The organism is Nocardia sp. NPDC056000 (assembly GCF_042269265.1).
In the GTDB taxonomy this organism is placed as follows: Bacteria; Actinomycetota; Actinomycetes; order Mycobacteriales; family Mycobacteriaceae; genus Nocardia.
In genome coordinates this window covers 178366-198244 of record NZ_JBHJXS010000011.1, presented here as the reverse complement: position 1 = coordinate 198244, position 19879 = coordinate 178366, and the positions used below count along the sequence as shown (strand labels likewise).

Genomic DNA, 19879 nt, shown 5'->3' with positions numbered 1-19879 from the left:
ATTAGGGTCCCGGACATGCAAGCCGCCACGGCCGCTGTCGCCGATATCGTGCGCACTCTGACCCCCTGGGATGCCCTGGAACGCGGGCATATCGCCGAAACCCTGCGCTGGTTGTCCGAATCCGATGACATCTTCCGCAGAGTCAAACCGGCCACGCCGCCGCGACATCTGGTCAGCTATGTGGTGCTGGTCGATCCGGGCTCCCGTGCGGTGTTGCTGGGCCTGCACCGCAAAGCGGGACTCTGGCTGCCGACGGGCGGCCATGTCGATCCGGGCGAGCACCCGCTGGCCACGGCACGCCGCGAGACCGTCGAAGAGATCGCCATCGAGGCGGACTTCACCGTCATCGGCGACGCACCGCTGTTCCTGACGATCACGACAACCGTCGGAATCGGGCTCAGCCACGAGGACGTATCGCTCTGGTACGTCATCCGGGGCAGCCGCGATCGCGAATACGCTTTGGACCCGGCCGAATTCGCCGATCAGCGCTGGTTTCCCCTGGACGCGCCGGAATTGCCTGCGGCCGATCCGCATTTCGAACGGTTCCTCGCCAAACTGACGGCGGCCCTGTCCGTTTGATTATCGCGATGCGGCCATTGGGGCGAGGCCGAGCGCCGCGAGGGCGGCCTCGCCCTGTGCCGCGTGGTCGCCACCGGCGAGTACTTTGGTTCGGGCGGACTGGTATCGGCACTCGGCGGTGTCGAATACGGTGACCGTGGCCAGAATTCGATCCGGATCTCGGGCCAGGATGGCTTCGGCGCGGTCGACCAGGGCGGTGGCGATCGGATTGCCCGCCACGACGGCCCGGGCCTCGGCTATGCGGTCGGTCGCGGCCGGATCACCGTCGAGGGCAAAGGTTTCGGCGCGCAGGGCCACGTACCAGTGCAGCCAGGGGGATGGGGAATCCCGCCACAGGTCGGCGGGTGCCGCGTCCACGTGATCGAACGCCTCATCGATCCGGCCGTGGTGCAGCAGCCGGAGCGTGCTGAAAACCGCGCGGTCGCCGTCACCAGGTGCGGCACCCAGCCGGTCCGATACCGCCTGCCATTCCGCGCGGTCGCCGTCACCAGGTGCGGCACCCAGCCGGTCCGATACCGCCTGCCATTCCGCGCGGGCGGCGTCGTCACCGCGCAGGCCGTGAATCATCGCCACGCCCGTCGCGGCCGCACCGAGGCCGGGGGCGCTCGGCGAGCCTTCGCGCTGCCACGCTTCCAGGAACCGGACACTGCGGGTGAGCACATCTTCGACATTGCCCGCCAGCGCATCCACCACCAATAGGCGGCCGGTGGCCCGGTGCCCCACCTCGGCCAGCATCGGATGATCGGCCAGGCGGCGGGCCGCCCGGCGCGCACCGCGCAGATCTCCCACGCCCACACCGGCTTCGGCGGCCTGGCCGAGCGCCTCGATCAACTCGTGCGTACCGTCCGGCGTCGTCGGCGCGGACGCCAGCAACGCGACCCGGCGACGTGCCGTGGCCGATGCCGCCAGCGCGTCACCGACCCGGCCCTGCGCGCCGGTGAGCGCGTCCAGTGCCGCGGATTCAGCCAGCGGATCGCCGGTACGGTGCGCGAATTCGACTGCCCGCTCGGCGTGCCGCAGCACCTCCGGAATGGAGTGAGACGATGCGGGTGCCACCGGTGGGATTCGCGAACCGTGCGTACCGTGCCCGTTCGCGTCGGATACTCCGGAAGTACTGCCGGGCAGTGCATCCGGTGCGCCGAAGGCGTTGGCGAGGACTGCGGCCTCGGCAAGAGCGATGGCAGCTTGGGCGGATGCATTGCCGGAGGCGAGGTTTCGCGCCTCGGCGATCAAAGCGGTCAGTTCATCGCGTGGCGGGTGCTGCTGGAAGGTATTCCAGAAGCGGTAGGCGCTGGTGGCGGCGGTAGCCAGGTCGGCGGCGGCACCGGCGGGGTCGTCCGCCTGCTGGGCGGCCACGGCGGCGGCGCGGTGCAGGCGGTACATATTGTCGCCGCTGAGTTGGCAACCCGCGGCCGCGGCGGCTTGGCGGAGGAGGGCGGCCGTGTCGGCCGGGTTGTCGGCGAAGGCGGCGGCTTGTTCGTAGCGCCATTGGGATTCGCCGGTGAGGTGCCGGGTGAAGGCGAGGTTCGCGAAGTCGCGGGTCAGGCGGTAGGCGTCGGCGCGCCGGTCGGGCTGTTCACAGACCCAGGCCAGGGCCACTCGCAGGTCATCGGCCGCCGCGTCGAAGCGAGGACGCCAATCGGGTTGCGCCACAGTCAGGTTGGTGGCCTCGGTGAGGCACCAGGCGAGGTGGCGGGCGCGGGCGTCATCGAGTTCGCTCGCGTCGGTGAGCTGTTCCATGCCGTACTGACGGATGGTCTCCAGCGCGCGGTATTCGGTGCCGGTGGCGGTCGGGGTGACCATGAGCAGGCTCTGCTCCACCAGACGCGCCAATCCGGTTGCGACCGAACCCTTCTCGGATCCGGTGACCTGTGCGGCCGCCGCGATGGTGAACGACTTCATGAAGACCGCTATGCGGCGCAACAGGACTCGGTCTCCGGGCTCGAGCAGCGCATGACTCCAATCCAGAGCCGCGCGCACCGAGCGATGCCGGTCATCGGCGCGCGCGCCGCCCGCGAGCATGCGCAGCTGGTCCGACAGACCCTCGCCGAGACCGTCCAGGCCGAGCGTGGTCCAGCGCGCGGCGGCCAATTCGATGGCGAGCGCCACACCGTCCAGGCGCTCGACGAACGCGGAAACCTGTTCGCGCAACGCCTGATTCGGTGGCCAGCCGCCCGCCGCCGCGCGGTCCATGAACAACTCGACCGCATCGGATTCGCCCGCGCCCGCCAGCGACATGGGCGGCACGGTGTAGACGCGTTCGAAGGGCACCATGAGCCGGGCGCGACTGGTGGCCAGCACCGTCACGCCGGGGCAGCTCGCGAGCAGCCGTTCGATGAAGGGCGCGACCCCGTCGCGCACGTGCTCGCAATTGTCCAGCACCAGTAGGGCATTGCGATCGGCGAGCGCCGCCAGTACGGATTCGTCCATGGCGCGGCCGGGCTGTTCGCCGAGTCCCAGTGCGAGCGCGGCGGTTCCGGCGACCACGCAGATATCCGGGCTGGTGATGGGCACCAGATCGACGAACCACACGCCGTCCGGGAATTCATCGGCGAGTTCGGCGGCGACGGTGAGCGCGAGCCGGGTCTTGCCGACGCCGCCCGGACCCACGGCGGTCACCTGGCGCTGGGACTTCAACAGTTCGGTGAGTTCGGCTCGCTCCCCGGCGCGGCCGATGAACGAGGTCAGCGGGGTCGGCAGCACCGGGGCGGCGGCGGGTTGCGGGCGATCGGCCGGTGCGGAGTGGGCGGCGTGCTGGGCGAGCGCCCGCCGATCGGCTACCTCGAGCTTGCGCAGCAGTGAGGAGACGTGGCTTTCGACCGTCCGCACCGAGATGAACAGTCGCGCGCCGATTTCCGCATTGCTGAGGTGCTCACCGACCAGCGCGAGCACCTCGGCTTCCCGCGCCGAGATGTCCACTGTCGCAACCATGCGCCCCATTCTGCCGTACCCGGGCCGCACCCGGATTGTTCGATCGTCTCGGTACGGAGCACCGAAACGGCACTCGGTGGTGGATTCCGTGGTGAGCACGGATGTGGCTCACCCCCTCCGAGAGCGAAGCTTTAGTCACGTCCGGAGCACACCACACCGGCACCGAGAATCCCCACGTCAGGAGCGAAAATGACCACCACGCAGGGCATCAAAACCGTACTGCATCCCGTCACCGATCTGGCCGCCGCCAAGGCCGTCTACACCGCCCTGCTGGGTGTCGCCCCGCAGACCGACTCCCCGTACTACGTCGGATTCGACGCCGAAGGCCAGCACATCGGCCTCGTCCCGGACAACGGCAAGCAGCAGCTCACCAACCCCGTCGCCTACTGGCACGTCCCGGATATCGAGGCCAAGATCGCCGACATGACCGCGGCCGGAGCCACCGTGCGACAGGCCGCCGATGAGGTCGGCGGCGGCCGCCTGGTCGCCACCCTCGTCGATACCGACGGCAATGTGCTCGGCCTCATCCAGGATCGCTGAAACCCGCTCGCACCAGCAACTTTCACCTCATTCACGTAAGGACAAGCACATGACCACCAGCACCAAGTCCGCCGTCTCCTTCTCCGCCGAAGAGCGCGCCGCCATGAAAGCCCATGCGCAGGAACTGAAGACGACCGCGCGCCGCAATCCGAAGAACGCCAAGGCCGATGGTGAGCGCGATGTGCTCGCCAAGATCGCCGAGATGGACGAGTCCGATCGTGTTCTGGGCGAGCGCATTCACACCATCGTCAAGGCCAATGCCCCCGAGCTGACCCCGAAGCTCTGGTATGGCATGCCCGCCTACGCCCGCGACGGGAAGATCGTGGTGCATTTCCAGTGCGCCGCGAAATTCAAGTCCCGGTACGCCACACTCGGTTTCAGCGATCCGGCGCGGCTCGATGACGGCACCGTATGGCCGGTGGCCTTCGCATTGACTTCCCTGACCGCCGAGGACGAAGCTCGCATCGGTGAGCTGGTGGCGCGGGCCGCGGGCTGAATTCCACCGGGTTGGCGCGTTTGCCCGATCCTGACGCGTTCCGCACTGGTCCGGCAGCGACTACGAGGCAACACTGGATACCCGCACCACACCCATGGTGCGGGTATGCGTTCGACATCCCGAACGCCCTTGGCTGCCGATCTGATCCAGAGCGGACATCCCCATCGAACTGCCCGTGAGGAGACGTCGTGCAACATTCCCGAGAACGCGCCACCGCCTATGTGATCGAAGCGTTGGAGGCCAAAGGCACCGCGACCCGGGATGACTTCGACGTACCGGGCATCGTCGACACCTCGCACGCGATCACCGAAGGCTGGGACTTCTCGGAAATGGAACGGTCGCTGTTCTGGAATATCGCCGCGAGCTATCTGAAGGCTTGACGGAAACCCTCATGGCGCGTTCGGATGCGAGCGGGTGACCACCGCCCAGCGCAGGGCCGCCCGGCGCATGGACGCGGTATCGGAGTAGCCGAGCAACTGCGCCTGTCTGCCTCGGCTCACCGGCCCGCCGATCGAGGCCGCGGCCAGCCGGGCCGAGCGCGCCCGGTCCAGTTCCCGTCGCCAGGTCGTACCCGCTTCGGCGAGACGGCGTTGTAGCGTGCGCGGACTTGTCGCGAGACTGCGCGCCACCCGTTCCAGTGAGATATCGCCCGCGTCGAGTGCCTCGGCCACCGCGACCGCAACCCGTTCGGGCCACGCCGATTCCAGTGGCGGGGGCGGCGGCAGCGCCTCCGCCAAAGGTTTCAGCACGGCCGCGAGCACCGGATCGGCACTGGTGAGCGGCATATCCAGATCGGACGCGCGGAATGTCATGGCATCGGTGTCCGCACCGAATTCGATGATGGCGGAACCGAATACCTCGCGGTACACCTCGATTCGGCGCGGCGCGGGGCGGCGCAGCGAGACCCGAATCGGATCCAGCGGGGCGTCGACAACACGGCGCGCTCGGGTCAGCACCGCGGTCAAACCCCACAGCTGGGTGTAGTCCCGCGTCGCGTCACCACCGTCGACCATATCGAGCCGCAACGCCGGACCGCCGTCACCCTCCACCAGGTCGAACCGGTGATTGGTGGTGACAGCACTGACATACGGCCCGCACGTCGCCAATCCCGCGCGCAGCGTCGGCGCACTGGTGAACAGATAGTCGTACAGCCGAGTCGCCTTGAGCTCATACCGGCTCGCCACCCGCAGCGCCACATCCGGATCCCCGAGCGCCCGCGCCCCGACTTCCCATAGCCGCCAGAAGGTTTCACTGGGCACGTGCACGCCATTACCGGTCAATGTCCAGCTCGGCACCCCGGATTCCCGGATCAGCCGTGCTCGATCCAACCCCATCGCCGTCAACTGCGAGATCACGAACCGGTGCAGCAGAGTCTGATCGGTGCCCAACGCCCCTCCCTCAACCGCTCACATGGTCGACGGCCAGGACAGTACCGCACCCGGCAGGTGCTCCGGAGCGAGAATTCGCCCGTCGCCCGAAAGCAGTTCCACCGGATGCGCTGTCGTGCTGGATCGAGCCGGTGTCACGCGGCCAATTGCAGGGCGACGGTCGCCGCGGCGGGCACCAGATACAACACCGGGAAGATGGCCGATCCCGCGTGACCGGCACGGATCGAGGTCGCCGACGCCAGCAGGAAATAGAGGATGAGGCAGAGCGCGGCCGCGATACCGATCGGCGGGAGGAAGAAGCCGGCGATCAGGCCGAGCGCGCCCGCGGATTTGGCCAGCGCCAACCAATTCCACCAGGGCGCGGGGACGCCGTACTGTTCGAGCGGTTCGACGACGAACTGCTTCCGGGTGAACAGGGAGAACCCGGAGAAGCCGATCCAGAGCGCGGCGACGATGGCGACAATGTGATAAGCGGTGGTCATTGTTCGAGATCCTTTGTGCGTGAAGCTGTTTCGGTGACGGTCAGGCGGTGGGCGCGAGCCGCCGGGCCCGCGCGGTGAGTAGCGAGCGCACGAACTCGAGATGGTTGGGCAGGACGCGCTCCCAGATAGCCCGGGCGGCCGGATCGATGAATCGGACGAAAGTCGCCAGCAGCACGCCGGTGTCATCGCGGCGGAAGAGCAGCTGACCTTCGAAGCCACGGGTGGATTCCGCCTGCAGCAGCAGGTATTCGGGTGCGGAGTACGCGATGGGCCAGCCCGCGATCGTCCCCTCGGAGCCGACGGGGGCGAGCTGGAGCGCGATCCTCCGCCAGCCCCGCTGAAGCGCCGTCGCGACGTCCGGGGCCACCTCCTCCAGAATCTCCCGAGCCCACTGTTCGGCCGGACGCGTACCGGATGCGCTGGTGCGCAACAGGTGCGCGTCGTAATGCCCGAAGCCGGTCAGGGTGGTGAGGGCGAGTGTGTCGGCATCGAGGCCCACCTCCTCGACGATCAGCGGTTCGGTGTCGGCATACCGCTCGTTCGAGTCACGGTGCGTCATGTGGATTCCCTATCGATCAGTGTCGTCGGTGGCGGTGTGTCGTCCGCCATCGATAGATACAGAACAGTACTGTATCTATCGCGGATGATTGAATCAACAGCACCGACTACTGATTGGTTGACATCGATGGCCCCACCGGTGCGCACTCCCCGACAAGCCTGGATCGACGCCGCCCTGGCGATCCTGGCCGAGGCGGGTGCCGAGGCCATCCGGGTCGAAACGCTCGCCGCCCGGCTCGGCGTCACCCGGGGCGGGTTCTACCGGCAGTTCGCGAGCCGCCAGGAATTGCTCGACGCCGTACTGGACAGCTGGGAACTTCGCACCGTCGACGAGGTGCGCGAGCGCGTTGAACGCGAGGGCGGGGACGCCAAAGCCAAGGTGCGCAAGGCCGGTGCGCTCACCTTCTCCCCCAGACTGCTGCCCATCGATCTCGCGGTCCGCGAATGGGCGCGACGCGATCCCGCCGTCGCCGATCGGCTGCGGCGGGTCGATAACGAGCGCATGGAATACCTGCGCGATCTGATCGGCACGATCAGCGACGATCCGCGCGAGGTCGAGGCCCGGGCCATGCTCGCGTTCTCACTGGTGATCGCCAACTATCTGATCACCGCCGAACACGGCACCGGGTCTCGTGCCGAAATCATCGACAGTGCAATCCAATTCGTGTTGAAGTAGCCCTTACCGCGCGGCCGCGATGCTCCGGCAGATGCGGGGTACCGCCGTGCCGATCGGCTCCCGGATCACCTCGACCGCCATATCGTCGTACGGGGTGGGGGCATTGTTGACGATGACCAGGTTCGCGCCGCCGCCGACCGCGAGCGCGCACAGCGAGGCCGCGGGTTCGACCTGCAACGATGTGCCGATCGCGAGGAAAAGCTGACTGGCCGCGGCGATTACGCGCGCCTTGTTCAGCACATCGCTGTCGAGCTGCTCACCGAACATGACGATGGACGGTTTCAGGATTCCGCCGCACGCACAGCGCGGATCGTCCTCGCCCGCAGCGACTTTCGCCAGGGCGTCCGCGGTCGTGCCACGCTGTCCGCATTGCCGGCAATCGACGTTCGTGAAGCTGCCGTGCAATTCGAGCACCTTGCGATCCGGTGATCCGGCGCGCTGATGCAATCCGTCGACATTCTGCGTCAGCACGCGCATGGCGATACCGGTGCGATCGAGTTCCGCCAACGCCCGGTGTGCGGCATTGGGTTCCGCATCAGCCCGGTGCAGGGCGTTGAACTCGCGCCAGAATTGGCGGCGCATATCGGCCGAGGCCAGGAACTCGCGCTCGGTGAAAGCACCGGCGAGCGACGGGTTCCTGGTCCACGTCCCTTGCGGCCCACGGTAATCGGGCAGTCCGGAATCGGTGGAGATCCCCGCGCCCGTCAGCACCGCCACCCGGGTCACACCGCTTGCCCAGCCCATCTCTTCCATTCCGGGGAAGGTAGGCGAGCCGGGCAGCCGCGCGCGACCGAATTTCGGAGCTCTACCGATCCTGTTGATTCCGGAACAACCGATCCACCCGGACGCCCGCGCGTGCTTCGGGGGTGCTGATATCGAAATACTGCGCGGGCGACACATGATGGCGCCTGGCCACCATCGAGGCGGGGATCGATTCGATTTTCGTGTTCAGAGCGCGGACGTTCGCGTTGTAGAGGCGCCGGGCCGCGGCGATTCGATCCTCGACATCGCTCAGTTCGCGTTGCAGTGCCGCGTAGTTCTTGACCGATCCGAGGTCGGGATACTGTTCGGCGAGCGCCGACAGATGTGACAGCGCCGAGGTGAGGGCGTTTTCGGCGGTCGCGACGCCGGTGATCTCACCGTGGGTTTCGACCGGGTCGGCGGCGAGTGCGCGCGCACTGTTGCGCGCCGAGACCACGGCCTCCAGGGTTCCACGCTCGAATTCGGCGGCGCGTTCGACCGTTGCCACCAGATTCGGCACCAGCTCGTGACGGCGTTGCAGTTCGACATCGACCTGCCGCCAGGATTCGGCGACCAGATTCCGCAATCGAACGAAATCGTTGTACGCGGCGAAGTACCACAGCATCGCCACCAGTGCGATGACGATGAGCACTACGACGATGAGGGTCATGCGTGTTCCCTTTCAGCGGGGGATCCGTAATCGGTCCAGACGAATCGTGGGATGCCATCGGCGATTACGCGCATCGCGTCGAAGACCGCCCCGATCTCACGGGGCCGATTGCCCAGGGTGGTAGTGCCGACCAACAGGTTTCCGACGATTTCGAATTTGGTCAACATGACCGCGCCGCCGTGCCGACCGGCGATGTCCAGCAGTTCGCCGATCGTGCGCGGTGTGAGCACCGCGTGCGCGAACCCCGGGTTCGCGGAATACACCGAGAATTTGTCGTTGAAGTCCGCCGATTCGAACTCCACTCGAGCACCGGTGGTCATATCCAGCGTCACCCCGAGGGTCAGTCTGGGCAGTGCCGCGGGCAGCGTCAGTACGAAGACGTTCCGATAGTGGGTGCTGACATTGATCCGGTTATTGTGCAGCCAGGTCAGGTGGAAGAAGATCGCCGGATAGTCGCCGGCTCTCCCCTGCATGGTGTCCCGGATCCGATAGCGCCGCGCCCGGCCGATATTGAACGGCGGAAAATCCCAGGTCGGCACCGGCCACTCGGATGAGCGCCGGTATTCGAAGCCGTTCTCTCCCGCCCACCGCGCCGTCCACCGCTTGCGGAACGATTTCACGATAATTCCGGACGGCAGGAAAGCCAGGAATGGCGTGAGCGGCAGCAGTACCCATGCGAGCGGGCGGCCGTGATCATGCCACCACCGATACTGGAAGATCACCAGCGCAACGAAAGTCGCCAGCGACAAAGTATTGAGAAACCACGGCCGAGACCACACCGGACCGCCGTCACCGCGCGCTTCCCGCTCGGTCACATCACTCATCGTGCCCACCCCCACGCCGCCCACCCTGAGCGACCGCACCGATTGTCTCAGGCACCCGCAACCGGTTAAACACCTGGTCCCGGCCCGGCGAGCCCCCGGGTGATCACCCGGCCGATAATTCGGTTTCGCCCCCGGCGACCGGCTGCTACCTTCGATACAACGATCCGATACGAGAAAAGGGAAGGCGGAGAACATGTTCGGACAATCGCTCCGCCGCCGTATTCGCAGCGGTCCCTAGGTCTACCGGTAGACCGCAGGGCCGCTCTGGCGAATCAGCCACGGAGCGGCCCTTTTTCATTCCCGAACACTCACACCCGCACACCTCGATGGCGAGTAGATGTCAATGCGGACATCCGTGCGGGGCATGTGCCCGTAGCTCAAACGGACAGAGCGTCTCGCTACGAACGAGAAGGCTGGAGGTTCAATTCCTCCCGGGCACTCCATATTTCAATGAAGCGTGGTGTAATCGGCAGCATGGCGGATTCTGATTCCGCCGGTTCAGGTTCGAATCCTGGCGCTTCAGCTCCACGGATCATTCCGGCAGGCCGAGGCCACGTGCCAGCACCGGCCACGAATTGATCAGCGCGTCATGCCAGTAACCCCAGGAATGGGTTCCGGTGGGCGGGAAGTCATAGGTGGCGGGAATTCCGAGCGCGGTCAGACGTGTCTGGAGATTGTGGCTGCAATAGTCGGTGGCGGCTTCGAGCACGCCGCCGACCGTGATCTGATTGGCCAGACCGGGAATGCCCGGCAGCGTGTAGGGACCGTCCAGGGTGTCATGCGGGCCGGGCAGGCCGGAGCCGCTGGAGATGAACAGGTTCAGGCCGCGCAGTTGATCCGCGTGCACGTACGGATCATTATCGGCCCACATCGGATCGCCCTGCGGGCCGTACATATTCGCGGTGTCACCGCGCCCCTGCTGGACAACCAGATTCACGAATTGATAGCCGAGCGGGTCGCTGATCTGCGCACATCCGCTGTAGGCGGCCACCGAGCCGTAGAGGCCGGGCTTCGCGATCGCCAGTTGCAGCACCGAGGTGCCCGAGGTCGACAGTCCCGCGATCGCGTTCTGCCCGCTGGTATTCAGTGCCCGGTCGATCAGTGGCGGGAGCTCCTCGGTGAGAATTGACGTCCTTGCCCGCCAGGAAATCCAGCGCCTCGGGTGCGCGATGATCCCAATTCGCGGTGCCCTCACCACCGTCCGCGCCATTGAGCAGGTACAGCACCGGTCGCGGCCGGGTGTTATCGGCGGGAAGTTGGACTTCGACGGTGATAGTGCGGCCCATCGCGGCCGAATAGACGTCGAGGTTCAGGTGGCGGTCGTCCACGACGGTGGAATTGGCGATGCTGGAATCATCGGGACTTTCGGCATGGGCGGGCCCGAGACCGGGTAGCGCCGTCGCGAGCAACAGACATACGCCGAGGGTCGTCCGTCGGGTGTTCAGGTGCCGGATCACTCGCGCTCCTCGCGTAACGGGGTTGTGCCGCAGTGTGTTCGGAAATGGTCGAGCGGGTAGCCGGCTCTGACGAGGGGTAAGGAGTCGGCTACCCGCCGGATCAGTGAATCAACGGGGTGTTGTCAGCGGCCGAAGGAGCCGGTCCAGAGGGTGTTGACAATGCCGCCGAGCGCGGCTCCCAGGGTGTGGAAAAGACCGCCGAAGGCGGCGCTACCGGTGTCGATGATGACTGGAATCAATTGACTGCCTTTCCTTTTCGGTGCTGCCGGAATGAAGTGTCCGGCGATCGCCAGCGTAGAGACCGCTCGGGATAATTACTAGCGTTTCGCTAGTATGATGACAATCACAGCAATCATCCAGTAACACTCCATGATTGGCCTTCGATAAAGCGCGGCCGCCACCATGGGGCAAGATCTGCGATATGGACGAGCCGACCACGCCCCGGCCGCGCAAGAAACGCGATCGCGCGCGCACCGAATCGGATCTGTTCGACGCCGTCGAACGGCTGCTGGAACGCGACGGCATACTGGCCGGGCTCAATCTCAACGAGGTTGCGGCCGAAGCGAATGTGAACCGGGGCCAGATCTATCAGCTCTTCGGCAGCCGCCAGGAACTCCTGCGCGCGGCACTGGCGGATCGACTCGCCGGGCTGGCCTCGCAGTCACCGGATCACTGGAATGTGCCGTTTGCCGAGCGCCGCCGACGGCTGATGCAGGCGTCCCTGTCCGGCAAATGGATGGCATTCATGGCGATGCTCGCCCTCGACGGCGATGAACAGCTCTCCATCTTCAGCGAACCCGATGAGATGACCGCCGCCCTGCAACGCGATAAGGCATACGGCGCGCTGCCCCCGGACGTGGACGCGGAAGCCCTGCACGTGCTGACGGCGGCGACCGTCGCCGGATACGCCATCTTCCGCCGGGTCGTGGCGAGCGATATCGGCGTGCCCCTGGCGGAACTCGATGAGCGGGTGGTCGCCGCCTACGACTACCTCCTCTCGCGGGTAACCGAAAAGGACTGAGACGCAGGAGAAATCGCCGCTATCGCGATGCGCCGCTCGCGGTGAAGAACCGCCAGAGCGCGGGAGTCATGGTCGCGGCGGGATATTCGTGACCCATCTTCCCGAACACCCAGTGGTCCACGCCGATTCGGCCGTCGATGTCGTAATGCGAAACGGTGCGGGCGTATTCGCCATCACCGGCGGGGTAGGTATCGACCGAGTCCGGCGTCGGCGGCACGATCGCAGCGGCGACGGCGGCGAGGATATCCACCCGCCCGGCACTCGCGGCCAGACCCGCACTCCGCCACTCCCCCGCGACCAGCCCCTGCACCCACGGCGGTGATACCGGGTCCGCGCTGCCGGTGACCACCGTGACCGGCAACGACCGCACCCCGCGCTCGATCATCCGGGAGCCCGCGATGGTGCCGAGTGAGTCCAGGCCGGTCACGGCCGGAAATCCGGCGCTGATCCCGAGCGCGGCGAACCGTTCTGGATGCACCGCGCCCAGGACGGCCGTCATCGCGCCGCCCGCCGAATGCCCGGCCAGATATACCCGCTTCGGATCGGCGCGCAGCTCATCCACCGCCTCGGAGACCATGCCCGCGAGCGTGGCGACCTCACCCCGCTCGCACCACTGCTGCACCGGATCGAACCAGTTCCAGCACTCATCGGAGTTGGCCGAGCGGGATTGCTGCGGGAAGACGACCGCGAACCCCTGCGCCGCCGCCAGCGCCGGGAATCCGGTCGCGATCGCATCCCGCTCCCGGTCCGCGTCCGACGGGTCGGTGCCGCGAAACCAGCACCCGTGCAACCACATCACGACCGGACTGCCTGCCGCGAGTTGCGGCGGCCGGTACAGCAGGTAGCGCCGAGCCGCAGCGCCGGAGCCGTACTCGTGCCAGCTCAGATCGGTGGTCTGCGCCGCCGCGGTGACATCGGCGATCGACGGCACCGCGACCACCAGCGATAACACCATCCCCGCCAGTACGCCGCGCACTGTCCTGGTCAGCATTCGAGTTCCCCTCCGGCGATCACTGCGAGCGAGCTCGGACAAGACGGTCAGCGTACCGGCGGCAACCGAAAATTACTAGCGTTCTGACAGTAGAGCTCCCGCCGCACTCTCTGATTACGAAATTCCGGAAACGATAATGCGTATTTGTCATGTCTGGTACGCATGAATCAGCTACCTGGCAGCAGAAATTGATTCACAATAGTCCGCTTTTTTCGACACGGAAGAAGGAGCTATGAGAATCAAACGATTCACTGCAACCGCCGTGCTCGCAATAGGAGTCACGGTATTCACGGCAACTGGTGTGGCGGGCGCGGACCCGTCCGTGGAAGGCCCGAATCCCGATGTCGGGCAGAGTATTTCGATTCCCGTGGAAGACGCGCCGCCGCCGGCCGCGGGCACTGTCGATGATCCCGATGTGACGATGCACCAGTGCAATGCCATTCTCGGCGCACTGACCGGCGGTCTCATCGGCGGCACCTTCAGCGCCCTGCCCGGAGCCCTGATCGGCGCGGGTATCGGCGCACTCATCGGCTGGTCGCTGCTCTACCCGCCGGGACCGCCGCTGGCCTGCTGGCAGCCGCCCGCACCGAATTGATCCGCGGGAGCACCACCGGCGCACCATCGGGCCCGTATCTCCCGATGGCGCGGCCGGGGGTGATCAGCTATCGGAGTCGCCGGAGTCCGGGGGCTCACCGCCGCCGCCGCGAATGGTCCAGAGCAGCCCGTCCAATTCATCGGGCTTGATGAGGACATCGCGGGCCTTGGACCCTTCGGACGGGCCCACCACTTCCCGCGTCTCCATCAGATCCATCAGGCGGCCCGCCTTGGCGAAGCCGACGCGGAGTTTGCGCTGCAGCATCGAGGTGGAGCCGAATTGCGAGGTGACAACCAATTCGATGGCCTGCAGCAGCAGGTCGAGATCGTCGCCGATATCGGGGTCGACATCCTTCTTCTCGCCGGTCTTGGCGGCGGTGATGCCTTCCTGATATTCGGGTTCGGCCTGGGTTTTGGCGAAATCTACGACGGCTTGGATTTCCTCGTCGGAGATGAACGCGCCCTGCAGACGGGTCGGCTTGCTCGCGCCCATGGGCAGGAACAGGCCGTCACCCATACCGATGAGCTTTTCCGCACCCGGCTGATCGAGGATGACTCGCGAGTCCGTCAATGACGAGGTCGCGAAGGCCAATCGGGACGGGACATTGGTCTTGATCAGGCCGGTGACCACGTCCACCGAGGGACGCTGCGTCGCGAGCACCAGGTGAATGCCCGCCGCACGAGCCTTCTGGGTGATGCGGACGATGGCGTCTTCCACATCGCGCGGCGCGGTCATCATGAGGTCGGCGAGCTCGTCGACAATGGCCAGAATGTACGGGTACGGGCGGTAGACGCGTTCACTGCCCAGCGGAGCCGTGATCTGGCCCGATTTCACCTTGCGGTTGAAATCGTCGATATGACGGACCTTGTTGGCCTGCATATCCTGATACCGCTGTTCCATCTCCTCCACCAGCCAGGCCAGCGCGGCGGCGGCCTTCTTGGGCTGGGTGATGATGGGGGTGATCAGATGCGGAATGCCTTCGTACGGCGTGAGTTCCACCATCTTGGGGTCGATGAGAATCATGCGGACCTCATCGGGGGTGGCCCGGTGCAACAGTGAGATCAGCATGGAATTCACGAAACTCGACTTACCCGAACCGGTGGAACCGGCGACCAGGAGATGCGGCATCTTGGCCAGATTCGCCGAGAGGTATTCGCCCTCGATGTTCTTGCCGAGGCCGATCACCAAGGGATGGTGATCGTTTCGGGTCGACGGGGCCTTGAGCACATCGGCCAGGCGCACCAATTCCCTATCGGCATTGGGCACTTCGATGCCGACCGCGGATTTGCCCGGGATGGGTGCGAGCAGACGCACATTCTCGGTCGCCACCGCATAGGCGATATTGCGGGCCAGCGCGGTGATCTTCTCGACCTTCACGCCCGGGCCGAGCTCGACCTCGTACCGGGTGACCGTCGGGCCGCGCACGAAACCCGTGACGGCGGCGTCGATTTTGAACTGGACCAGCACCTCGGTGATGGCCTCGATCATGGATTCATTGGCGGCGCTGCGCTTCTTGGGCGGTTCGCCATCGGTGAGCAGGGTCAGCGGCGGCAGATTGTAATCGCCGTCCACCTCCCGCTCGGTGACGAATTCCAGCTGCTGCGGCGGCGGGGGCGGCGGGGTCTGATCGACGACCTTGGGGGCCTTGCGCGCCTTGGGTTTCGGCGGCTCCTCGGCCGCGATCTCCTTGGCGTCCTGCAGCGGCGGTTCGCCGATGATCTCGGTGGCCGCGTCCGAACCGCCGAATTCGTCGGGCGGATAGTTCTCCGACGGGGTGCGACCGCGACGGCGGGATTTCACGCCCTCGTGGCGCGGGAAACCGTCCTCGTCGTAATTGGCCGGATCGTAGAGACCGGGTTCATCGGAGTAGCTCTCGTATTCGTCGCCGCGGCTGCCGGTGCCGAAGATCTCGCGCAGCGCCTCGGGCACCTCACGCACCGTGGTGCCGGTCAGCAGCAGCAGACCGAATCCTATGGCCAGCATCAGCAATGGCACCGCCAGGAACGCGCTGAGCCCGTCGCTGAGCGGACCGCCGATGACATAGCCGACGAATCCCGCACCGTGCGCGCGACCGTGCATATCGGTGGGCGAACCCGCCGCCAGATGCCAGATACCCAGTATCGGCAGTCCGGTGAGCAGCCCGCCCAGCACCAGCCGCGGCCGGATCTCCGGATGCGGTTCGGTGCGCATGAGAATCACCGCGATGCCGATGGCCACGAACGGCAGTGCCGCCGAAGCGGATCCGGCGATCCAGCGAATCGCGGTATCCACCCCGCGCCCGACCGGGCCGCCCGCGGACAACCACACCGCCACCGCGATCACGATGCCGAATGCCACCAGCCCCAGCGCGATTCCGTCGCGCCGATGCCCGTGCTCGATCTCCCCCGCCCGGCTCACCGCCCGGGTGCTCGCGCCGAGCCCGCGCGCCAGCATGTTCCAGCCGTTGTTCACCGCCCGCGTGACCACCGCCAACGGCGCGGTATCGGACCTGCGGCGCGGCGCGGGCCTGCGCGCGGCGGCCGGACGTTTGGGGCTTCGAGTGCGACCGGCGCTAGCGGTGCGACCGCCCGCGGCGGCACGCGGAGTACGCGCCCGGGACCGTGCAGGAGTCTGCCCCCGCGTCGATCCCGCTCGCGAACGTGACGTTGCGGCACCGCGGGACTTACCTGGCATGACCCCCAGGCTAGCCGCAAACGCCCCACCCGGACCATCCGCAACACCCGGCCCACCCACAACAGCCCTGTGGGATAGGCAACGCCTATCGCCGCCGAAGTCCGCGAACACCGCCCATCACATGCTCCCGCACCCGAGACCGGAAACGGGCGGTGTCACGCGGACAGTGCGAAAAACGGCGTGTCGGCCACCCGCTACCGCACTGGGTGACCGCCCGCACGGCCGTTCGCATGTATCGCGGACCATGCGAACGAAGACACCGGCCGCGGGGGTCGATCCGGGTGACGCCGCCGCCTCAGCCGCCGACGGGGACCGGCTCGGGGCGGCCGGAGTGCGGGGTGGGGTCGACGAGCGCGCCCCAGCGGATCAGGGCCTGGTCGAAGTCGGGGATCTGGGTGGTGGCGGTGCGGTAGCACTCGGCGGCGTCGACATTGCGGCCCATGCGGCGCAGGGCGGTGTAGCGGACCAGCAGGTTGTAGAGGTTGTAGGTGTGCAGGACGCCGGGGCGGGAGGAGTCGCGAGTGGCTTCGGCGCGTTCGGCGTGTTCGGCCGCCTGCGGGAGGCGACCGGCGGACAGGTGGGCGACGGCGGCGCGGGAGTGCACGGTGGATTCGAAGCGGGTGGAGCCGCCGCGGCGGGCGGTGCGCAGGGCGGCGTCGAACAGGCGGGCGCCCAGTTCGGCTTCACCCTGGCCGCTGAGCACGCAGGCCGCTTCGGTCAAGGCCCACATGACATTTCGCCGGGTGCCGGGACGGGTGTCGCCGACCACGGCGCGGGCGGCGGCGGCGAGCGAATCACGGTCCCGGCCCGCCGCCGAATGCGCCTGGGCGAGCAGGGAATACGCCACCCGGACGCATTCCGGGCTCGCGCCGCAACGGTACAGGCGCAGGGCGGCGGCGAAATGCGTTGCGGCGCGGACCGGATCGTGATGATGCATGCCGAGCGCGCCCGCGAAGATATGCGTGGTGCCCGCGACCCAGGGTTCGGCCTCGGTGTTCACATCGTCCAGTAGTCGGTCCACATGCGCCGCGGCCCGCTCGGGTTCACCGAGCTCGGAAACGACCACGAATACCAGCGCAAGCCGAGCACGACTGGCCGACAACGAATTACCGTCGGCTTCGCAGGCGCGGATCAATTCCTCCAGCGCCTTCTCGATATCGACCGTGGCATCGCTGGCGAGCATGGTGCCGGACACCGCGAGCGCGAGGTCCGCCGCGAGCAGCCGATGCCGCCGGGTACCCACCGCCGCCAACCGGTACAGCGCAACCAGATTCCGCCGCTCCACATTCATGAAATCGCGGGTGGAATCGAGATCCGCCAGCCGGGTGCCCGGATGCGCGGTGGCGGTCAAGCCCAGCCGAACGCCCGGATGCCGCACGCGCAGCACGGTTTTCATGGTGGCCAGGTAGTAGTCGAGCAGCCGCTCGACGGGGTCCACGACGGCGCGCCGGTCCGGGCATACGATCGGTTCGGCCTGCTGACGACCGGCCGCGAACAGGCGCATCAGATCGTGATAGTGGTAGCGCCCGCGGCCCACCGTCTCGAGCATGCCGCGATCGACCAGCTCCTCGCACAGATCCTCGGCGAGCGGTTCGATGGTGTCCAGCACCGCCGCGGTGGCGGCCAGCGGCAGATCCGGGAGTTCGGCGACGGCCAGCAGCCGGAAGGCGCGCGCGGCCTCGACCGGCAGCTGTTCGTATCCGGCGCGGAAAGCGGCGGTCAGCGCCAGATCCCCGGCGCGGAAACGATCCAGGTCATGGCGTTCCGCGGCCAGCCGGTCCGCCTCGGAGACAATGGTCCACTGCGGGCGGGCCGCGACCCGCGCCGCCACGATCCGCACCGCCATGGGCAGCCGCCCGCACAGTTCGACAATGCGACGGGTGGATTCGGGTTCGGCGTTGACCCGGGCGGGGCCGACGATTCGCGTGAAAAGCGCTGCGGCCTCATCGGTTTCGAGCACCTTCAGCGCGGCCGAGCGCACGCCGGGCAGAGCGGTCATGGGCCGCCGTGCCGTCACCAGCACCGCGCATCCCGGCTCACCGGGTAGCAGCGGCGCGATTTGCGCTGCGTCACAGGCATTGTCGAGCACGAGCAGCATGCGACGCCCGCTCACGGCGGATCGGAACAGGGCCGCCCGCTCGGCCGCCCCGGCGGGTACATCGCGCGGCGGCACATTCAATCCGCGCAGCAGTGCGCCCAGCACCTGTTCGGGTTCGGCCGGATCCGCGCCCGCGCCGTGCAGATCGACATACAGCTGCCCGTCCGGATATCGATCCCGAATCCGGTGTGCCACATGCAATGCCAGCGCCGTCTTGCCGACCCCGCCCATGCCCGAGATGGCCACGATCGGGGTGATGCTGTCGGCCAGTACGGCGCACAGTTCGCGCGCCAATTCCCGGCGGCCGGTGAAATCGGCTGTGTCCGGCGGCAATTGCGCGGGTTTCGGCTGCACCGCCACCGCGGACCCATCGCCGGGCAATTCATCGGACAGGATCTGGCGATGCAATTCCAGCAGCGCGGGCCCGGGTTCGATGCCCTGTTCGGCGACCAGCAGCCGCCGGATGCGCTGATATTCGCCCAGCGCCTCGGTGCGCCGCCCGGCCCGGTACAGCGCGGTCATCATGAGCCCACGCAATCGCTCGCTGTGCGGGTCGACGGTGATCAGGGCTTCCAGATCGGCCAGGGCACGCGAATAATCCCCGCGCCGCACGGTGATATCGATGAGATCCTCGCGCAGCACCCGCTGTAAACGACGTAATCGGGCGCGTTCGGCACCGGCCCACGGTCCGGGCACACCGGCGAGCGGATCACCGCGCCACAGCCGCAGCTGCGCCCGCAGGATGGCGTCCGCCCGCTCCAAATGTCCGTCCGCGCGGGCCTGTTCGGCCTCGGCGCGGCAACCGTCGATGCGATCGATATCGAGTTCGAGCGGACCTTCCAGGCGGTAGCCGCGCGACTCCGAGAACAATCGCACCGTCTCCGGCCGCGCCGCCAGCTGCTTGCGCAGCGCCCACGCGTAATTACGCAGCGCGCCCACCGCGGAGGAGGGACGATCGACGCCCCAAATCCCGTCGGCGAGTTCCTCGATCGATACGGTGCGCCCGCGCGCGAAGGCGAGCATGACGAGCGCGGCCTGGTGCTTGGGTGGCATGGGTGCGGCGGGGACGCCCTCCGTCGTCAGCTCGACCGGCCCGAGAACCGCCAGTTGCCAAGACATTGCCTACCACCTCATCACACTGCGGGCCGCTGCCGAGCAC

17 protein-coding genes, 2 tRNA genes and 1 pseudogene are annotated in these 19879 nt (G+C 67.1%); 9 read left to right on the top strand and 11 right to left on the bottom strand.

Annotated elements, in window-relative coordinates; genetic code table 11:
• Positions 1-15 precede the first annotated feature (15 nt).
• Entirely contained in the window at positions 16-579 is a 564-nt protein-coding gene (locus tag ACFC4D_RS30535; RefSeq protein WP_376068427.1) for an NUDIX hydrolase, read from the top strand.
• Here the strand turns inward: ACFC4D_RS30535 and ACFC4D_RS30530 are convergent, their stop codons facing one another.
• Entirely contained in the window at positions 580-3510 is a 2931-nt protein-coding gene (locus tag ACFC4D_RS30530) for a LuxR C-terminal-related transcriptional regulator (protein WP_376068426.1), read from the bottom strand.
• Between the two features lie 189 nt (positions 3511-3699).
• Here ACFC4D_RS30530 and ACFC4D_RS30525 point away from each other — a divergent pair, with 189 nt between their 5' ends.
• The 3 genes from ACFC4D_RS30525 (at position 3700) to ACFC4D_RS30515 (ending at position 4926) form a co-directional block, all read left to right on the top strand.
• Complete coding sequence (locus tag ACFC4D_RS30525; RefSeq protein ID WP_376068424.1) at positions 3700-4050, top strand: VOC family protein; 351 nt, start codon at positions 3700-3702, stop codon at positions 4048-4050.
• 49 nt (positions 4051-4099) lie between these two features.
• Positions 4100-4546, top strand: a complete 447-nt coding sequence (locus tag ACFC4D_RS30520; protein WP_376068422.1) for an iron chaperone — start codon at positions 4100-4102, stop codon at positions 4544-4546.
• Between the two features lie 188 nt (positions 4547-4734).
• Complete coding sequence (locus tag ACFC4D_RS30515) at positions 4735-4926, top strand: hypothetical protein (protein ID WP_375954374.1); 192 nt, start codon at positions 4735-4737, stop codon at positions 4924-4926.
• Positions 4927-4935: 9 nt separating this feature from the next.
• Here ACFC4D_RS30515 and ACFC4D_RS30510 read toward each other — a convergent pair whose 3' ends face one another.
• The 3 genes from ACFC4D_RS30510 to ACFC4D_RS30500 form a co-directional block, all read right to left on the bottom strand.
• The gene (locus tag ACFC4D_RS30510; protein WP_376068420.1) at positions 4936-5934 is read right to left on the bottom strand and encodes an AraC family transcriptional regulator; all 999 of its coding nucleotides are present in this window, start codon (positions 5932-5934) and stop codon (positions 4936-4938) included.
• Between the two features lie 134 nt (positions 5935-6068).
• A complete protein-coding gene (locus ACFC4D_RS30505) occupies positions 6069-6416 on the bottom strand; it encodes a DoxX family protein (RefSeq protein ID WP_375954377.1) in 348 nt (115 codons plus the stop codon).
• A gap of 40 nt (positions 6417-6456) precedes the next feature.
• Positions 6457-6975, bottom strand: a complete 519-nt coding sequence (locus ACFC4D_RS30500; protein ID WP_375954378.1) for a hypothetical protein — start codon at positions 6973-6975, stop codon at positions 6457-6459.
• A gap of 126 nt (positions 6976-7101) precedes the next feature.
• Between ACFC4D_RS30500 and ACFC4D_RS30495 the strand changes: the two genes are divergently transcribed.
• Entirely contained in the window at positions 7102-7650 is a 549-nt protein-coding gene (locus ACFC4D_RS30495) for a TetR/AcrR family transcriptional regulator (protein ID WP_375954380.1), read from the top strand.
• 3 nt (positions 7651-7653) lie between these two features.
• On the opposite strand, the gene ACFC4D_RS30490 is transcribed toward ACFC4D_RS30495, so the two are convergent.
• Genes ACFC4D_RS30490 through ACFC4D_RS30480 form a run of 3 tightly spaced genes read right to left on the bottom strand, consistent with a single transcriptional unit; the run spans position 7654 to position 9885 of the window.
• Positions 7654-8403 (bottom strand): NAD-dependent deacetylase, encoded by a 750-nt coding sequence (locus ACFC4D_RS30490; RefSeq protein WP_376068419.1) that lies wholly within the window; start codon positions 8401-8403, stop codon positions 7654-7656.
• A gap of 52 nt (positions 8404-8455) precedes the next feature.
• Positions 8456-9061 carry a LemA family protein gene (locus ACFC4D_RS30485; RefSeq protein ID WP_376068417.1) on the bottom strand — a complete coding sequence of 202 codons (606 nt, stop codon included), beginning with the start codon at positions 9059-9061 and terminating at the stop codon, positions 8456-8458.
• Positions 9058-9885 carry a DUF3137 domain-containing protein gene (locus tag ACFC4D_RS30480; protein ID WP_376068415.1) on the bottom strand — a complete coding sequence of 276 codons (828 nt, stop codon included), beginning with the start codon at positions 9883-9885 and terminating at the stop codon, positions 9058-9060. The genes ACFC4D_RS30485 and ACFC4D_RS30480 overlap by 4 nt, the downstream gene beginning before the upstream one ends.
• A gap of 366 nt (positions 9886-10251) precedes the next feature.
• Between ACFC4D_RS30480 and ACFC4D_RS30475 the strand changes: the two genes are divergently transcribed.
• Both ACFC4D_RS30475 and ACFC4D_RS30470 read left to right on the top strand, forming a co-directional pair.
• Positions 10252-10328 (top strand) — tRNA-Arg (locus tag ACFC4D_RS30475).
• Positions 10329-10336: 8 nt separating this feature from the next.
• A tRNA-Gln gene (locus tag ACFC4D_RS30470) sits at positions 10337-10408 on the top strand.
• A 9-nt stretch (positions 10409-10417) separates the two neighbouring features.
• Here the strand turns inward: ACFC4D_RS30470 and ACFC4D_RS30465 are convergent.
• A pseudogene (locus tag ACFC4D_RS30465) lies at positions 10418-11297 on the bottom strand (alpha/beta hydrolase).
• A 418-nt stretch (positions 11298-11715) separates the two neighbouring features.
• Between ACFC4D_RS30465 and ACFC4D_RS30460 the strand changes: the two are divergent.
• A complete protein-coding gene (locus ACFC4D_RS30460) occupies positions 11716-12363 on the top strand; it encodes a TetR/AcrR family transcriptional regulator (protein ID WP_375954386.1) in 648 nt (215 codons plus the stop codon).
• Positions 12364-12382: 19 nt separating this feature from the next.
• Here the strand turns inward: ACFC4D_RS30460 and ACFC4D_RS30455 are convergent, their stop codons facing one another.
• The gene (locus tag ACFC4D_RS30455; RefSeq protein ID WP_376068414.1) at positions 12383-13354 is read right to left on the bottom strand and encodes an alpha/beta hydrolase family esterase; all 972 of its coding nucleotides are present in this window, start codon (positions 13352-13354) and stop codon (positions 12383-12385) included.
• A gap of 232 nt (positions 13355-13586) precedes the next feature.
• Here ACFC4D_RS30455 and ACFC4D_RS30450 point away from each other — a divergent pair, with 232 nt between their 5' ends.
• Complete coding sequence (locus tag ACFC4D_RS30450) at positions 13587-13949, top strand: hypothetical protein (protein ID WP_376068413.1); 363 nt, start codon at positions 13587-13589, stop codon at positions 13947-13949.
• A gap of 63 nt (positions 13950-14012) precedes the next feature.
• Here the strand turns inward: ACFC4D_RS30450 and ACFC4D_RS30445 are convergent, their stop codons facing one another.
• Positions 14013-16622 carry a DNA translocase FtsK gene (locus ACFC4D_RS30445; RefSeq protein WP_376068412.1) on the bottom strand — a complete coding sequence of 870 codons (2610 nt, stop codon included), beginning with the start codon at positions 16620-16622 and terminating at the stop codon, positions 14013-14015.
• A gap of 295 nt (positions 16623-16917) precedes the next feature.
• Positions 16918-19839, bottom strand: coding sequence for a BTAD domain-containing putative transcriptional regulator (locus ACFC4D_RS30440; RefSeq protein WP_376068410.1), 2922 nt, complete (start codon positions 19837-19839; stop codon positions 16918-16920).
• Positions 19840-19879: the final 40 nt, after the last annotated feature.

Coding starts and splice junctions, on each gene's coding strand:
- ACFC4D_RS30535 (WP_376068427.1), top strand. CDS start 16: ATGCAAGCCGCCACGGCCGCTGTCGCCGATATCGTGCGCACTCTGACC.
- ACFC4D_RS30530 (WP_376068426.1), bottom strand. CDS start 3,510: ATGGTTGCGACAGTGGACATCTCGGCGCGGGAAGCCGAGGTGCTCGCG.
- ACFC4D_RS30525 (WP_376068424.1), top strand. CDS start 3,700: ATGACCACCACGCAGGGCATCAAAACCGTACTGCATCCCGTCACCGAT.
- ACFC4D_RS30520 (WP_376068422.1), top strand. CDS start 4,100: ATGACCACCAGCACCAAGTCCGCCGTCTCCTTCTCCGCCGAAGAGCGC.
- ACFC4D_RS30505 (WP_375954377.1), bottom strand. CDS start 6,416: ATGACCACCGCTTATCACATTGTCGCCATCGTCGCCGCGCTCTGGATC.
- ACFC4D_RS30500 (WP_375954378.1), bottom strand. CDS start 6,975: ATGACGCACCGTGACTCGAACGAGCGGTATGCCGACACCGAACCGCTG.
- ACFC4D_RS30495 (WP_375954380.1), top strand. CDS start 7,102: ATGGCCCCACCGGTGCGCACTCCCCGACAAGCCTGGATCGACGCCGCC.
- ACFC4D_RS30490 (WP_376068419.1), bottom strand. CDS start 8,403: ATGGAAGAGATGGGCTGGGCAAGCGGTGTGACCCGGGTGGCGGTGCTG.
- ACFC4D_RS30485 (WP_376068417.1), bottom strand. CDS start 9,061: ATGACCCTCATCGTCGTAGTGCTCATCGTCATCGCACTGGTGGCGATG.
- ACFC4D_RS30480 (WP_376068415.1), bottom strand. CDS start 9,885: ATGAGTGATGTGACCGAGCGGGAAGCGCGCGGTGACGGCGGTCCGGTG.
- ACFC4D_RS30455 (WP_376068414.1), bottom strand. CDS start 13,354: ATGCTGACCAGGACAGTGCGCGGCGTACTGGCGGGGATGGTGTTATCG.
- ACFC4D_RS30450 (WP_376068413.1), top strand. CDS start 13,587: ATGAGAATCAAACGATTCACTGCAACCGCCGTGCTCGCAATAGGAGTC.
- ACFC4D_RS30445 (WP_376068412.1), bottom strand. CDS start 16,622: ATGCCAGGTAAGTCCCGCGGTGCCGCAACGTCACGTTCGCGAGCGGGA.
- ACFC4D_RS30440 (WP_376068410.1), bottom strand. CDS start 19,839: ATGTCTTGGCAACTGGCGGTTCTCGGGCCGGTCGAGCTGACGACGGAG.